A 14,897-nucleotide genomic window follows, 5' to 3' on the forward strand; every position below is an offset into this window, starting at 1 on the left:
CCCCTAATCCTTCTGAAAGAAAAATGGATTATTTCCGGAAGTACTTTCTTCTTGCCGCGCGGGCTTCCCTTGAAATTGTTGAAAAACTTGTTGCACACTACCAATAGCACTCGTCACATTAGCTAAATGGTGTTGCATCTGTTCCACATCTAGCTTTTTAAAGAAAGAAAGCATTTGTCCCATCACATCAGCAGTTTTTTCCTCTTCAGTTCGATTATCTTTTTCTTTTTCTTGTTTATTTTCTTTTACCGAAGAAAAAGCTGGCGCTCCATCAGGCCTAAAAGTTGCCCATATCGGATCTTCTTCACCAAGTAAGTACCATTCTTCATAAAACTGTTGCCAAGTTTTGTGACCACTTCTAACCTCATGAACCATTTTAGGGTGATGGTTTACAAACTCTTTAAACTGTTGAACCGATGGATGTAACGGCCCTTTTGTTGTTGGCATAATCCTCACCTCTTCATGTATATCTACTATATAGTAAGAAAAAAAAGGCACATGGTTCGCCTATTTTTAGACGATTCATGCACCTTTTTATCCTGCTATTTGCATACGGTAAGATTCCGACCTACAATTCAGTGAATACGAAGTACTTAAACGTGAGGTGTCCCCTACACAACTTAAAATTTCACTTTATTTCCGAATAAAGTTTTGTGTATAAAACTTATCGTATACCCCAACACCTAATCCTGTAAATTGTTCATTTAATACATTCTTTCTATGCCCTTCACTATTTAACCAACCTTGCACCGCCGCAATTCCATCACTATGTTGCGCCGCTATGTTCTCACCAGCAAGTTGAAACCCTACTTTCCCGCGCTGTAAACGATCTCCTAACGTACCTAATGTAGGTGAATCGTGTGAAAAGTAATTATTATCCTTCATATCTTTACTATGCCCTATAGCCACATCTGCTGTTTGTTGATCCCAAGCTAACAGCGGTAACTTATGGCGACTTCGAATAATATTTGTTAAATCAAAAATTTGTTGCATATTCCCATTCTCTATTTGTTTCATTTTATCTGGAGTCAATGGTTGTTCAGCTAGTAATTCACCCGAATAAACAAGCTGATACGGTCTTTGGCGTAATAACGTTTCATCATCCATATAACGAACACCAACAAGCTCATGTGTAAAATGATCAAAATATAATTGTGCCCAGCCATCTTCTACAGGTATTAATGGTTGTTCCATCACTTCCGTGTCAGATAACTCAAATTGATAACTATTTTTCCCTCTTTTTAACGAAATCTCATGCGAGATTGGATTCTTTTTATACACTTCTTCATACTTTTCATTTATATAATAAGGCGGCACCTTAACTTGCTCACCAGCAACATACGCCGTTACAACTTTTCGTTCTGCAACCCCAAATTGCACATACTGAGTTAAATCTTGATTATATACCCACCATTCATATCCGTAAGCAGATGGCTCTATTCGAGATGGTTCGCCCCATTTTGCTAATAAATTTTCAGAGTCCCCACCAATCATATTTAAAACAGTATCGGAAGAGTCTTCATTTACTTGTTTTTTCTTTTTCACAATTTTATTTTCTTGCTTTGATTGAGATGGGGTTAATATATATTGTGAAACGAGTAATTTCCCGTATAAATCAACAGCTAAAATTAAAAATGTAATCATTACGATACGCAATAATTTCTTCAATCGATATACCTCCTGCACAAAACATAAAATTGAGATATACACAAATCCTTTTCTTTCCTTTTTTGTGTGTACCGTACTCTTTTCACTATATCATATTTTCGCAAAAAAAGTCTGGATTATCCCTTTTCTCTCAATATGAATTGCACTTTCTTATTATTCATACTATTATAAAAATAATGATGTAACATGAAAAGAGGAGGTATTATATGCAATTTACAAATACGAAATTTAATGGGGCAGTCGTTGATTTAACACTATTAACAGAGATTATGGAAAAGAACCATTTTGTACTTGCTGGACAGTGGGATTATGAACGAGTTACATACGATTATAAATTTGAAATATTAAATGATATTTATTATTTGCGCGTACAAGGTTTGGCTGTTGAAGGTGATGTTGGTAGCAGACACGCTGAAATAAAGCTACTTCCTCCCTTATTAGGAAAACATTATTATCCTCACGGCGTTGAATATGGTGATGGTGAAACTTTCCCAACGAATGTACTTCAAAAAAGCGAACAACTCCTACAAAATATCGAAAAAGAGTTAAAAGAATTCCAAATCATTGAATAAAATAAAAGTGAGTGCATCAATATGATGCACTCACTTTTATTTCGTTTGTAAATACGGCGGCAATTGTTGCAACTGCTCTTTATCCTTTTCACGCTCTCGACGCGCCCATCGAAAGAATACATAGCCTATAATTGTGCCATACACTATTTCCTGGACAATTTTCATAATGATGCCACCTGTTTGTTGGTCTTGTACGACTGGCATCCAGTGTAAAAATTCTGGTCCCGTTATATTTAAATCTGATAAAGTTCCCGCCGGTACACAAAGTTCCATCGCCTTCATCCAAGCAGCCGGATCCGTATAGGTTGCAAATAACGGTGCAGTTGCAAAAATGATTAACGCACAAGCTGGTGTTAATAATATACCGTTAGCAAACATATAACCAAGTTTCTTTATATCACTTAACGTTTGATATTCTGGTAATGGATTTAGCATCGGCCACCACATCATGATTGCCGTAAAGAACAATATAGCGAGACAAATAGGATGAGCAATTTGACTTTGTTTTACTGTATCAAAAACAACTGGTAAATGATAAAAAGAAAACAGGCCATTAAATACAAACAATGCAATAAGTGGTTTAGTAAATATCTTTAATATAATTTGAACGAACTTAAAAGAAGTAATATAACGATATAACCAATCTGGTATACCAAGCAACAATAACGGTGGAACTGCAATATACATAACTGCCATTTCAAACATATGTGCACTAAATATAATATGACCAATTAAATCAATAGGCCCTCCCTTTACAAAATACAAAAGAACAATCCCGGTCGTAAAATAAAAAATTTGCTTCTTACTTACCTTCGTCGCATTTTCAAATCGCATTCTATATGGCCCAATAATTAAAAAGTACCCAATAAGAATCGAAAGCATAAATAATAAAAAGATTGGACTCCATAGAGCTTGAAAACCAAATATCCACAAGTTATTCATTGTTACACCTACCTTCTTAAGGTTATCCTTTCACATAATAAGAAGAGGGAGCTGTGACAACACAAGCTCCCTTATTTTTCACTTTTCAAATCCACACAATTGTCATAAAAGCTAAAATTGTAATTAACCCGATTAACAGACCAGAATAAAGAAAGAAACTTGCCGCTTCATGTCCTTTATGACTCATATGCATAAAATAATACAATTGAAAAATTACTTGTACCACTGCTAATAATAAAATAAATGGTACTGAGAAAGTCGGACTAAAAGTTTTCGGATATGCTACTGCTACAAATGCAACAAATGTTAAAAAAATCATTAATGCAAACGTAATAACTTGATGCTTCATTTCCTCCGCACTTTTTCTCTTCCGATAAACAAGATCAACTTTAGGATTATTCGTTTGCTTTATCGCCATTGTTTATCCCACCATTCCCATTAAATATACTACAGTGAAAATAAACACCCAAACTACGTCAATAAAGTGCCAATAAATCGATGCAACATAAAACTTCGGTGCATTGTATAAATTTAGACCTCTCTTCGCATTTCTAAAGATTAATGTTAAAATCCAACACAATCCAAACAATACGTGGAGTCCATGCGTACCAACAAGAGCATAAAACGCGGAACCAAACGCACTACTTCTCATAGTATGCTTAAATTCATGCGTATAATGATAAAACTCATATATCTCAAACCCTAAAAATCCTAAACCTAGCAACACTGTTACTAATAGCCAAAGTTGCATTTTCTTAAAGTTAAAGTTTTTCATATGATACATCGCATATACGCTCGTTAAGCTACTCGTTAATAAAAGCATCGTCATAATGAAAACGAGTGGCATTTGGAACATCTCTTGAGATGTTGGTCCACCATTTGTAGAATTCTTTAACGCTAAATATGTGCCAAACAAGGAAGCGAACAATACTGTTTCGCCTCCAAGAAATAACCAAAAACCGACAAACTTATTTTTTCCCTCAAGGGTTGCTTTTTCAGGCTCTGCTGGAAATGTTTCATTCGTTAATTTTTCATCTACATGCATTATGCCTTGCCCCCCTTATCTTCTAAATCTTCCTTATGAATATGATATCCATGATCATCGATTACTGAACGTAGGAACATTGTACCGAATGTAATGATTAAACCAATAATTGCTACTAATAACCAAAACTTATCTTTTCCACCCTGCATATACATTGCACCGAATGCCGCTATAAACAATCCTAAAGAAATGATAAATGGTGAAAACGATGGATTTGGCATATGAATATCACCAACTGGTTCCGCCGCTGTCATCTCTTTATTCCCTTCACGTTTTTCAATCCAAAATGGATCTAATCCGCGAACAAATGGTAATTGTTTAAAGTTATATTCCGGTGTAGGTGCTGGCATTGTCCATTCTAATGTACGTGCATCCCATGGATCACGACCAGCCTTTTCTTTTGATACTGTTGTTTTGATTACATTGAATAGAAGAACAATCGTTCCAAGAGCCATAAATACCGCTCCAATAGAACTAATCATATTCCCCATTTCCAACCCTTGACCTTCAAGATATGTGTAGTAACGACGCGGCATACCAATCAATCCAAGGAAATGCTGAATGAAGAACGTTAAATGGAAACCGATAAAGAATAGCCAAAATGTTATCTTTCCTAACGTTTCATTCAATACTTTATTAAACATCAGTGGCCAATAATAATGAGCTCCTGCAAGTAAACCAAATACAACACCGCCGACGATTACATAATGAAAGTGCGCTACTACGAAATAGTTGTCATGAAATTGATAATCAGCAGGCGCAGATGCTAGCATAACACCTGTAACTCCTCCCATTACGAATGATGGAATGAAAGCTACTGCCCACATCATCGGTGTCGTAAAACGAATACTTCCGCCCCACATCGTAAAGAGCCAGTTGAATATTTTAATACCGGTCGGAACCGCAATCGCCATTGTTGCAACTGAGAAAATAGCATTTGCAACTGGACCAAGCCCGACAGTAAACATATGATGCGCCCATACCATAAATCCTAAGAATCCAATTAATACTGTCGCAAACACCATCGATGAATAGCCAAATAATCGCTTTTTCGAAAATGTCGCGAAGATTTCTGAGAATATTCCGAAAGCTGGGAGTATAAGAATGTATACTTCTGGATGACCGAAAATCCAGAATAAATGCTCCCATATAATTGTATTCCCGCCCAATGCTGGATTAAAGAAACTTGTTCCAAATAAACGATCTAACATTAAAAGTCCTAATCCTACAGTTAACGGCGGAAAAGCGAATAATATTAGCGAAGATGTTACAAATGTCGTCCATGTAAACATCGGCATACGCATATACGTCATTCCTGGCGCACGCATATTAATAATGGTTACAAGGAAGTTAATACCTCCAATTAATGTACCAATACCGGAGATTTGCAAGCCGAGTACATAAAAATCAACACCATGGCCTTTTGAGGCTAAAGCTAAAGATGCATAAGATGTCCATCCTGCATCAGGTGCTCCACCTAAAAACCAACTTAAATTTAAAAATACTCCACCAAAGAAAAATAACCAAAATCCAAGTGAATTCAAAAACGGGAACGCTACATCACGTGCACCAATTTGAAGCGGTACAGCGGCGTTCATAAATGCAAACACGAGTGGCATAGCTGCGAGGAAAATCATTGTTGTACCGTGCATCGTTAATACTTGATTATAAGCATCCCCAACAAGAAAAGCGTTGTTAGGAATCGCTAATTGAAGGCGAATAAATAGAGCTTCTATTCCGCCTATTATAAAAAACAATCCACCTGCAATTAAATAGAGAATGGCAATCTTTTTATGGTCTACTGTCGTTAAATAATCCCATATGACAGCACCCATCCCCTGTTTTTTTGCTACAGAACTCACGTTTTCAACCTCCCCTTCGCGAATAATCCCTCTTTACTTTTCAACTTTTAACGTTTGTAAGTATGCATTTAATGCATCAATTTGATCATCCGTTAAGTTGCCATATTTACCAGTCATTTTATTTCCTGGTTTCATATTTTCAGGATCTTTCAGCCATTTTTTTAAGTTTTCTTCATTGTTTTCGGCAATACCGGCAACCATATCGCGATCCGCAAAGTTTGCTAAGTTTGGTGCGATACGAGCGGAAGGTGGTCTACTATCATTAGATCCAACTGCGTGACAACCAATACAGCTTTTATTAAATATTTCTTGGCCCTCTTGCGCCTTTGTTGAAGCTACTTCTTTCTTCCCATCAATCTTCTTCATATCAGCAAGCCACTTTTTGTACTCGCTTTCATCTAAAGCTTTCACTTTGAATTGCATTAAAGAATGTGATGGGCCGCAAAATTCTGTACAAAAACCATTATAAGTGCCCGATTTATCTGCCTTTAACCACATTTTGTTCACATTATCTGTATTTGTATCCATTTTCCCAGCTAAAGATGGAACCCAAAACGAATGTTTAATATCGGCACCCTTCAAATTCAAATACACTTTCTTACCTGTGGGGATGACTAAATCTTGAGAAGTGACTATTTTTTCTGATTTATAAGAAAATTCCCACCAATAAAGATTCGCTGTTACATCAACAACGATAGTATCTTTATCAATATTCTTTTTCTCCATCGCACTTACATCAGCAAGTTTGAATGTATATGTAACCGTCGGAACAGCTAAGATTAACAAAAGAATAATCGGAATAACTGTCCATATAATTTCTAGCTTGTGATTCCCTTCAACTTGCTCCGGAATATAATCTTCCTGACCTTTCTTTTGTCGGAAACGCACAATTACATATAAGAAAATAATAGTAACTACTAGTACTACTCCTACCATGATCGCAGTTGCTAGCAAGAGCAAATCATATTGCATTTTTGCTACTTCTCCTTGCGGAATTAAAGTAGATTGAAAGGCTTTACCGCATCCCCCTAACAGTAAAGCCAGCAGTGAAACGAACGAAAGCAGTCGCCACTGTTTCTTCATACAAACAACCCCCACTTTCCTTGTGAATTAGATTGTACTTTATAGTTAAGTAAAGTAAATCTCAACGTAAAGAAATCCAATTATGTCGTTGTCTTAGAAGAATGTAACTACAATCATTGATACAAATAAGATTGTTAAATAATTTAGGGAATAAACAAACATTTGTACGGACCATTTGATGTCATCTTGCTTACGGAAGCCATAAAATCCTAAAACGATCCATCCGATGTTTAACAATGTTGCAATTACCATAAATGTTATCCCTAGTCCACTCATATAAAATGGTAGTGGTAATAAACATACTGTCCAAATCATAATTTGGCGTTTCGTAATTTCAAATCCATGAACTACAGGAAGCATTGGAATTCCTGCATTTCGATATTCATCAACACGTTTCATCGCTAATGCGAGAAAATGTGGGATTTGCCAAATAAACATAATTAAAAATAACATCCAAGCAATTGGATGGCCTAAAGATGGATCGATTGCCGCCCATCCAATTAAAGGTGGAACTGCTCCAGATATACTACCTACAACAGTATTTAGTGTATACTTTCTCTTTGTCCATAACGTATATAAGACAACATATGTGAAAGCACCAATAAATCCCATTAATACTGCCATTGGTGTTGTTAATAATAAAAATACAAATCCAAGAAGTAATATAACTAGTCCAAATGTAAGTGCAAATCCCGGTTTATACTTCCCAGTAACCGTTGGACGGGTTTTTGTTCTTTCCATTAACGGGTCGATGTCTCGATCAATGTAATTATTTAAACAACATACCCCTGCCATAATTAATCCAGAACCAACGATTGTAAAGAATAACTTATCCAGATTGTCCATCACACTTAATCCATTAAAATGTAATGCCAACCAAAATCCTGTAAATACAGTAAGTGTATTTGAGTTTACAATCCCCATTTTAACGAGCGCTGATAAATCTTGTAGCCGAGTTGTTTCCGGTACACTTGTAACAGCTGACTCATCATGCAGCTCACTTGTTGCATGGTTCATCACTTTAACCCCCTCTTAAAACTTTCATCTTTCTTTTTGCGCCTATTTCGAATGAAATATTTCGCTTCTATATAGCAATATTATTACAGTAGAAATATTGTTAATCCATTCTACTACTAATCTACGCCCATACTCCAATATATTAAATCATATTTCCCGAACATTTTGTGAAGAAAACATGAACTTTTTGTGTCGAATATAAAAAACTTAATTCTTACTTGTCCTTATCATAACATGATGTTACCTTCTATAATAAACTTTTTTGTCATATTTAACACGTATTCTCCCCATATCTTTTCAAAATAGCCTGTTTTTCACCTAAAAATTCCCTTATATATCCTATTTCCACACCCATTTTCTCTCCCCTGTCTGCCCCCGCCATTTCTTTGCTATTTTATTATTTTTTATATATCATAGGAACTAGCGCTTTTTATTCTATACATAATGGAATGAAAATATTTCGCAATAACTTCATAGCAGAAAGATGGTGAAATAGATTGCAACGCTTTATTAAATGGTTAGCAGTCATTACGAGTCTTGATTTATTAATAGTTTTACTAGGAGGCGCCTTAGTTACAAAAACAGGTTCTGGCCAAGGGTGCGGTAAATCATGGCCACTTTGTAACGGTGAATTTGTTCCATCTAATTTATCAATGGAAACTATTATTGAACTAAGTCACCGCCTTACATCAGGATCAGCAGGAATTCTTGTCACTCTCCTTTGTATTTTGTCCTGGAAATATTATAAACATGTGCGCGAAACAAAAACGTTAGCAATTTTATCCTTCGTATTTTTAGTTGCACAAGCATTAATGGGAGCGGCAGCAGTTGTTTGGGGACAGATGCCAGCTGTACTTGCTATCCATTTCGGTATTTCCTTAATTTCATTTGCTTCTGTCATTTTATTAACGTGTCTTATCTTTGAAATTGACCAGAAATTTGATGCACGTTCACTTATTATGGACAAAAAAATGAAATTTCATATTTATGGTGTAACAATTTACAGTTATATTGTCGTCTACACAGGTGCTTTAGTACGTCACGAACGAGCTAGCTTAGCCTGTCCAGACTTTCCTTTATGTAGTAAAAATAGACCTATGCCAACTCAACTACATGAATGGGTTCAAATGGGACATAGAGTTGCAGCGATGTTAATTTTCGCTTGGATACTATACGCAATGATTCTCGCTATTCGCCATTACAAGCAACAGCCTGTCGTATACTGGGGATGGATCATTTCATTTATCCTTGTTACACTTCAAGCGATCGTGGGAATTTTAGTCGTATTTACAAATGCTAATTTAGTAATGGCATTATTACATTCACTATTCATTTCTTGCTTGTTTGCTGTACTATGCTATTTAGTTATGTTAGGTACAAGAAGTAAAGTGAATGCAAAAGAAGCTGAATCAACTTCTAAACAAACAAAATAAATTTAAATTAAAATACCTTGCCGAATTGGCAAGGTATTTTTTGCAATAAAGTGAAACTTTAATCAGTGGAGGGTTCTTCATCCCCCACTGATTATTAGCCTGCACCAATCAGGCTTTTATGGGCAGTTGATCCCCCACCTAACTCCTTTGCTTTCGCTGAATTTTGAGGTGGGGATCTTACTGCCCGGTGAATAGCGGGATAAAGAAAAAGAGCTGTATTTACACAGCTCTTTTTCTATTTTAGTGATCTAATTCAATCAGTAAGTCACCCGTTTGAATTGCATCTCCATCGTTAACATATACTTTTTTCACTTTACCATTGAACGGCGCTTGAACTGTCGTTTCCATTTTCATCGCTTCTGTAATTGCCATAGAATCGCCTTTTTTCACTTCATCGCCTTCTTTTACAACTACTTTAATAACCGTTCCTGGCATTGTTGCACTAATGTGGTTTGGATTTTCACGGTTTCCTTTCACACGTTGTGCCACTGTTGCTTTCACACTTTCGTCTTTCACAACAATCTCACGTGGTTGACCGTTAAACTCCAAGTAAAGAATACGATTTCCATCCGGCTGAGGCTCTCCGATTGATACTAGTTTAACCATCAATGTTTTACCTTGTTCGATTTCCACATTGATTTCTTCACCAAGTCTCATACCATAGAAGAATGTCGGTGTATCAAGCACAGATACACTTCCATAAAGCTCAGCAACTTTTTCGTAATCCATAAATACTTTTGGATATAATGCATATGCAACGACATCAAAAATCGTCACTTCGCGTCCAAGCTTATGGAATAGCTCTTCTTTTAACGCGTCGAAATCTACTGGCTCTAATAATTCACCCGGTCTTACTGTTAATGGCTCTTTCCCTTTTAAAATAATTTCTTGCAACTTTTTCGGGAAACCACCATATGGCTGTCCTAAATCTCCTGAGAACATTTCAACAACAGATCCTGGGAAGTCCATAGAATGCCCACGCTCTAAAACATCTTGTTCTGTTAAGTGATTTTGAACCATAAATAATGCCATATCACCGACAACTTTAGATGATGGTGTTACTTTAACAATATCGCCAAACATGTCATTTACACGACGGTACATTACTTTCACTTCGTCGAAGCGATCTCCTAAACCAACCGCCTTCGCTTGTTGTTGTAGATTACTATACTGTCCGCCTGGCATTTCGTGCATATATACCTCTGTATGAGGAGCATTCATACCACTTTCAAACGGCGCGTAGTATTTACGTACATCTTCCCAGTAATGAGATAGTTTTTCTAATGAATCTACGTTAACGTCTGGCTGTCTTTCGTTTCCACCTAACGCATAGTATAGCGTGTTTGCGCTTGGTTGTGACGTTTGACCAGCCATAGAACTTACTGCCACATCGACAATATCAACACCTGCTTCAATTGCCTTTGTATACGTTAATATACCATTTCCACTCGTATCGTGTGTATGCAAGTGAATCGGAATCGATACCGTCTCTTTTAATGCAGAAACTAAATCATATGCCGCATTAGGTTTTAATAAGCCTGCCATATCTTTAATTCCTAATATATGTGCTCCTGATGCTTCTAACTCTTTTGCTAAGTTTTTATAGTAATTTAAATCATATTTACTACGTAACGGATCATGAATATCTCCTGTGTAGCACATTGTTGCTTCTGCAATTTTACCAGTATCCCGTACAGCATCAATCGCAACTCTCATACCTTCTACCCAGTTTAAGCTATCAAAAATACGGAACACATCAATTCCAGCTTGAGCAGAACATTCCACAAACTTTTGAATTAAATTATCTGGATAGTTTTTGTAACCAACTGCGTTTGAAGAACGAAGTAACATTTGGAATAAAACGTTTGGCATTTTTTCACGAAGATCTAGTAATCGTTCCCATGGATCTTCTTTTAAGAAACGATATGCAACATCAAACGTTGCACCGCCCCACATTTCCGCTGAGAATAGGTTCGGTAACATTCTCGCTGTCGGCTCTGCAATTTGATGTAAATCTTTTGTACGAATACGCGTGGCAAGTAGCGACTGATGTGCATCACGGAATGTTGTATCCGTCAAAAGTACACGCTTTTGATCTTGTACCCATCTTACTAATCCGTCCGCTCCACGCTCATCCAAAATTTGTTTCGTTCCATTTTGAATCGGCTCTGAGTGTAATACATTCGGTATACGAGCATCCGGGAAAATTGGTTTCTCTTTTTTTCCTACTCCTGGGAAGCCATTTACTGTTACTGTCCCAATGTAATTTAACATTTTCGTTCCGCGGTCTTTACGTTTCGGGAACAGGAATAGTTCAGGTGACGCATCAATAAATGAAGTGTCATATTCTCCTGATAAGAAGTTTTTATGTTTTACTACATTCTCTAGGAATGGAATATTTGTTTTAATACCACGAATACGGAATTCTTTTAAGTTACGTTCCATTTTCGCAGCAGCTTGTTCAAAAGTAAGTGCCCATGTTGTAACTTTTACAAGTAAAGAATCATAGTACGGTGTAATAACAGCACCTTGGAAACTATTACCTGTATCAAGACGAACACCGAAACCACCGCCTGATCGGTATGCCATAATTTTCCCTGTATCCGGCATAAAATTATTTAGTGGGTCCTCAGTCGTTACACGAGATTGGATCGCAAATCCATGAACAACTACTTCCTCTTGCTTCGGAACACCTACCATTTTACTATGTAATGCATGTCCATCAGCTATTAAAATTTGCGATTGAACGATATCTACCCCTGTGATCATTTCTGTAATTGTATGTTCAACTTGAACACGCGGATTTACTTCAATAAAGTAAAACTCATCACCTTTTACAAGAAATTCTACTGTTCCTGCGTTTAAATAATTTACATTTTTCGTTAATTTCACAGCAGCATCACAAATACGCTGACGCAAATCATCTGAAAGCGACACACTAGGTGCGATTTCTACCACTTTTTGGTGACGACGTTGTACAGAACAGTCACGCTCGTATAAATGAACAACATTGCCCTCTTCATCTGCTAAAATTTGAACTTCTATATGTTTAGGTTTTTCAACGAATTTTTCAACGTATACTTCATCATTACCAAAGGCTGCTTTCGCTTCTGACTTCGCTCGATTATACGATTCTCTTAATTCTTCACTAGTACGTACAATACGCATACCACGACCGCCACCGCCAAGGGAAGCTTTAATAATAATCGGGTAATCATACTTTTCAGCAAATTCTCCAACTTCTTCTACTGAATTTACCGGCCCATCACTACCAGGAATAACTGGAATTTGTGCTAGCTGCGCTTGTGTTCTTGCTTTCACTTTATCTCCAAACATATCTAAATGCTTACTCTTTGGACCAATAAAGATAATCCCTTCTTCTTCACAACGTTTTGCGAATTGAATATTTTCTGACAAGAAACCATATCCAGGGTGGATTGCATCTACATGATTACTTTTCGCAATCTCAATAATGCCCTCAATATCTAGATAAGCATCAATTGGCTTTTTCCCTTCCCCAACTAAATAGGACTCATCGGCTTTATAACGATGATAAGAACCACTATCCTCTTTAGAATAGATTGCAACTGTTTTTAATCCAAGTTCCGAACAAGCTCGAAACACACGAATTGCAATCTCTCCACGGTTAGCTACCAATACTTTTTGAATACGTTGCAGCTTTGTCATGATTTTCCCCCTCTACTTTCCTACCACTCTAGAGATAAAATATATACACACCCTAAAGAGCGTGAAGTTCTTCACTTTCTACATTATATTATACTTAGAAAGCTTCACTTTATTTTTATCCATCATACCTTATTTTTTAACAAATGATAAGTTTTCTGATCAATTTGTTTCACAAAAATAGTATAGCATACCTCTTCCTTTTCTAACAACTTAATTGTATATCACATTTAATTTAATGTGATATATTTTTTTGGTGTATATACCAATTAATGTATCCTATTTAATGTTTCTTGCACATAAAAAAACACATCGCGCTCTAAAGCACAATGTGTTTTTTATTTTACTACAACAAGACGCGGTCCATCTTGCTCTCTTTCTTTCATTATCTCATTTTGTTGTTTCTCTTGTCGTTTTACATGACTAGCAACATTTAATAATATACCCATCGCAATTAGATTAGCCAATAAAGAACTACCACCATAACTAATAAACGGTAAAGGTACTCCTGTAAGTGGTATTAATCCAGACATACCACCAACATTAACAAAAGTTTGTATCCCAATTAAACTTGCAATTCCGATTGCAATTAAACTTCCAAATGGATCTTTACACTTCTGTGCTACTCTAAACGAACGAATGATAATAAGTAGTAAACAGATTAAAATGATAGCTACACCTATAAAACCTAGTTCTTCAGATATAATCGCCATAATAAAATCCGTTTGCGGCTCTGGTAAGTAGCCATACTTTTGTATACTATTTCCTAGTCCTCTACCATTTAACCCACCTGAGGCAATTCCAATAAATGAATTTATTAATTGAAATCCATCTTTTTGCGGATCACTAAATGGATCAAGAAAAACTGAAAATCGAGCTTTTTGGTATAGACTTAATTTATAGTTTCCGATAAAATACAACGCCGGAATCCACACGACAGATGTTAATAAAAATCTTTTAATCCACAAGTTAACATTAACTCCTGAACAGAAGAACATAATTAACACTGTTCCACCTATTAATATGTCAGTCCCTAAGTCATTTTGTAATAAAATTAATACCATCGATCCACCGACAACAAATATAGGAGGTATTATCCCTTGAAAAAAAGGGGTTTGCCTCTCTTGTTTCTTAGCAAAAAAACTTGCTAGCGTAATAATAACTGCTATTTTTACAAACTCAGCTGGTTGTATACCTAGTATCCATCCTTTTGCACCATTGATTACCTTACCGAAAAGGAAAGCTGCTGTTAGTAAGCCCAGACTCCCTAACCCCATCGCTGTAAGAACTATTTTTTCCCTCCAAAATTTGTAAGGAATTACAGCGACAATCACTAGTATTACCGTTCCAATAGCAAGAGCAACTAATTGTTTTTTAAAAAAATGATCTGCTGGCCAGTTATATTTCGACGAAATCGCGACAATGGAACTAGAACTATATACCATTATAACTCCCAACACACATAAGATAACAAGAGGAAGTAATAATGAATAATCCATTGATTTCCATACTCTTTTCATTTCATTTCCTCTTTCTGTTTCAATTTAATTATTGTTGTATTCCATATGTACATTGATTCTTCCTGCTTTAT

Annotated in this window: 12 protein-coding genes; 2 read left to right on the plus strand and 10 right to left on the minus strand. The window is 36.2% G+C overall.

Annotated features, from left to right (window positions below):
• Positions 1-3 precede the first annotated feature (3 nt).
• Together ylbD and FS802_RS15505 are read right to left on the minus strand one after the other, a co-directional pair.
• The gene (gene ylbD / locus FS802_RS15500) at positions 4-447 is read right to left on the minus strand and encodes a YlbD family protein (protein ID WP_098653354.1); all 444 of its coding nucleotides are present in this window, start codon (positions 445-447) and stop codon (positions 4-6) included.
• 186 nt (positions 448-633) lie between these two features.
• Positions 634-1,668: a CAP domain-containing protein gene (locus FS802_RS15505; protein ID WP_098653353.1), complete on the minus strand. Its 1,035-nt coding sequence runs from the start codon at positions 1,666-1,668 to the stop codon at positions 634-636.
• A gap of 206 nt (positions 1,669-1,874) precedes the next feature.
• Here FS802_RS15505 and FS802_RS15510 point away from each other — a divergent pair, with 206 nt between their 5' ends.
• A complete protein-coding gene (locus tag FS802_RS15510) occupies positions 1,875-2,240 on the plus strand; it encodes a YugN family protein (protein ID WP_001160938.1) in 366 nt (121 codons plus the stop codon).
• A gap of 36 nt (positions 2,241-2,276) precedes the next feature.
• Here FS802_RS15510 and ctaG read toward each other — a convergent pair whose 3' ends face one another.
• The 6 genes from ctaG to ctaB form a co-directional block, all read right to left on the minus strand.
• Positions 2,277-3,182, minus strand: coding sequence for a cytochrome c oxidase assembly factor CtaG (gene ctaG / locus FS802_RS15515; RefSeq protein ID WP_098653352.1), 906 nt, complete (start codon positions 3,180-3,182; stop codon positions 2,277-2,279).
• Between the two features lie 85 nt (positions 3,183-3,267).
• Positions 3,268-3,600, minus strand: coding sequence for a cytochrome c oxidase subunit IVB (gene ctaF / locus FS802_RS15520; protein WP_048563214.1), 333 nt, complete (start codon positions 3,598-3,600; stop codon positions 3,268-3,270).
• 3 nt (positions 3,601-3,603) lie between these two features.
• Positions 3,604-4,227: a cytochrome c oxidase subunit III gene (gene ctaE, locus FS802_RS15525; protein ID WP_000557861.1), complete on the minus strand. Its 624-nt coding sequence runs from the start codon at positions 4,225-4,227 to the stop codon at positions 3,604-3,606.
• On the minus strand, positions 4,227-6,062 hold the full coding sequence (ctaD, locus tag FS802_RS15530) for a cytochrome c oxidase subunit I (protein WP_000501451.1): 1,836 nt from the start codon (positions 6,060-6,062) through the stop codon (positions 4,227-4,229). Before ctaD ends, ctaE begins: the two co-directional genes overlap by 1 nt.
• 60 nt (positions 6,063-6,122) lie before the next feature.
• Complete coding sequence (gene coxB / locus FS802_RS15535) at positions 6,123-7,172, minus strand: cytochrome c oxidase subunit II (RefSeq protein WP_000745278.1); 1,050 nt, start codon at positions 7,170-7,172, stop codon at positions 6,123-6,125.
• 93 nt (positions 7,173-7,265) lie between these two features.
• Positions 7,266-8,189, minus strand: a complete 924-nt coding sequence (gene ctaB, locus FS802_RS15540) for a protoheme IX farnesyltransferase (RefSeq protein WP_001015062.1) — start codon at positions 8,187-8,189, stop codon at positions 7,266-7,268.
• A gap of 497 nt (positions 8,190-8,686) precedes the next feature.
• Here ctaB and ctaA point away from each other — a divergent pair, with 497 nt between their 5' ends.
• Positions 8,687-9,622, plus strand: coding sequence for a heme A synthase (gene ctaA, locus FS802_RS15545; RefSeq protein ID WP_001188735.1), 936 nt, complete (start codon positions 8,687-8,689; stop codon positions 9,620-9,622).
• Between the two features lie 240 nt (positions 9,623-9,862).
• Here the strand turns inward: ctaA and pyc are convergent, their stop codons facing one another.
• The gene (pyc, locus tag FS802_RS15550) at positions 9,863-13,309 is read right to left on the minus strand and encodes a pyruvate carboxylase (protein WP_098653351.1); all 3,447 of its coding nucleotides are present in this window, start codon (positions 13,307-13,309) and stop codon (positions 9,863-9,865) included.
• 335 nt (positions 13,310-13,644) lie between these two features.
• Positions 13,645-14,826 carry an FtsW/RodA/SpoVE family cell cycle protein gene (locus tag FS802_RS15560; protein WP_000832769.1) on the minus strand — a complete coding sequence of 394 codons (1,182 nt, stop codon included), beginning with the start codon at positions 14,824-14,826 and terminating at the stop codon, positions 13,645-13,647.
• Between the last annotated feature and the right edge of the window lie 71 nt (positions 14,827-14,897).

Origin of the sequence: Bacillus sp. DE0042, from assembly GCF_007680225.1 — a bacterium.
In the GTDB taxonomy this organism is placed as follows: domain Bacteria; phylum Bacillota; class Bacilli; order Bacillales; family Bacillaceae_G; genus Bacillus_A; species Bacillus_A wiedmannii.

What these genes read in the sequence shown, in the direction of transcription:
- ylbD (WP_098653354.1), bottom strand. Translation starts at nt 447, where the DNA reads ATGCCAACAACAAAAGGGCCGTTACATCCATCGGTTCAACAGTTTAAA.
- FS802_RS15510 (WP_001160938.1), top strand. Translation starts at nt 1,875, where the DNA reads ATGCAATTTACAAATACGAAATTTAATGGGGCAGTCGTTGATTTAACA.
- ctaG (WP_098653352.1), bottom strand. Translation starts at nt 3,182, where the DNA reads ATGAATAACTTGTGGATATTTGGTTTTCAAGCTCTATGGAGTCCAATC.
- ctaF (WP_048563214.1), bottom strand. Translation starts at nt 3,600, where the DNA reads ATGGCGATAAAGCAAACGAATAATCCTAAAGTTGATCTTGTTTATCGG.
- ctaE (WP_000557861.1), bottom strand. Translation starts at nt 4,227, where the DNA reads ATGCATGTAGATGAAAAATTAACGAATGAAACATTTCCAGCAGAGCCT.
- ctaD (WP_000501451.1), bottom strand. Translation starts at nt 6,062, where the DNA reads ATGGGTGCTGTCATATGGGATTATTTAACGACAGTAGACCATAAAAAG.
- coxB (WP_000745278.1), bottom strand. Translation starts at nt 7,172, where the DNA reads ATGAAGAAACAGTGGCGACTGCTTTCGTTCGTTTCACTGCTGGCTTTA.
- ctaB (WP_001015062.1), bottom strand. Translation starts at nt 8,189, where the DNA reads ATGAACCATGCAACAAGTGAGCTGCATGATGAGTCAGCTGTTACAAGT.
- pyc (WP_098653351.1), bottom strand. Translation starts at nt 13,309, where the DNA reads ATGACAAAGCTGCAACGTATTCAAAAAGTATTGGTAGCTAACCGTGGA.
- FS802_RS15560 (WP_000832769.1), bottom strand. Translation starts at nt 14,826, where the DNA reads ATGAAAAGAGTATGGAAATCAATGGATTATTCATTATTACTTCCTCTT.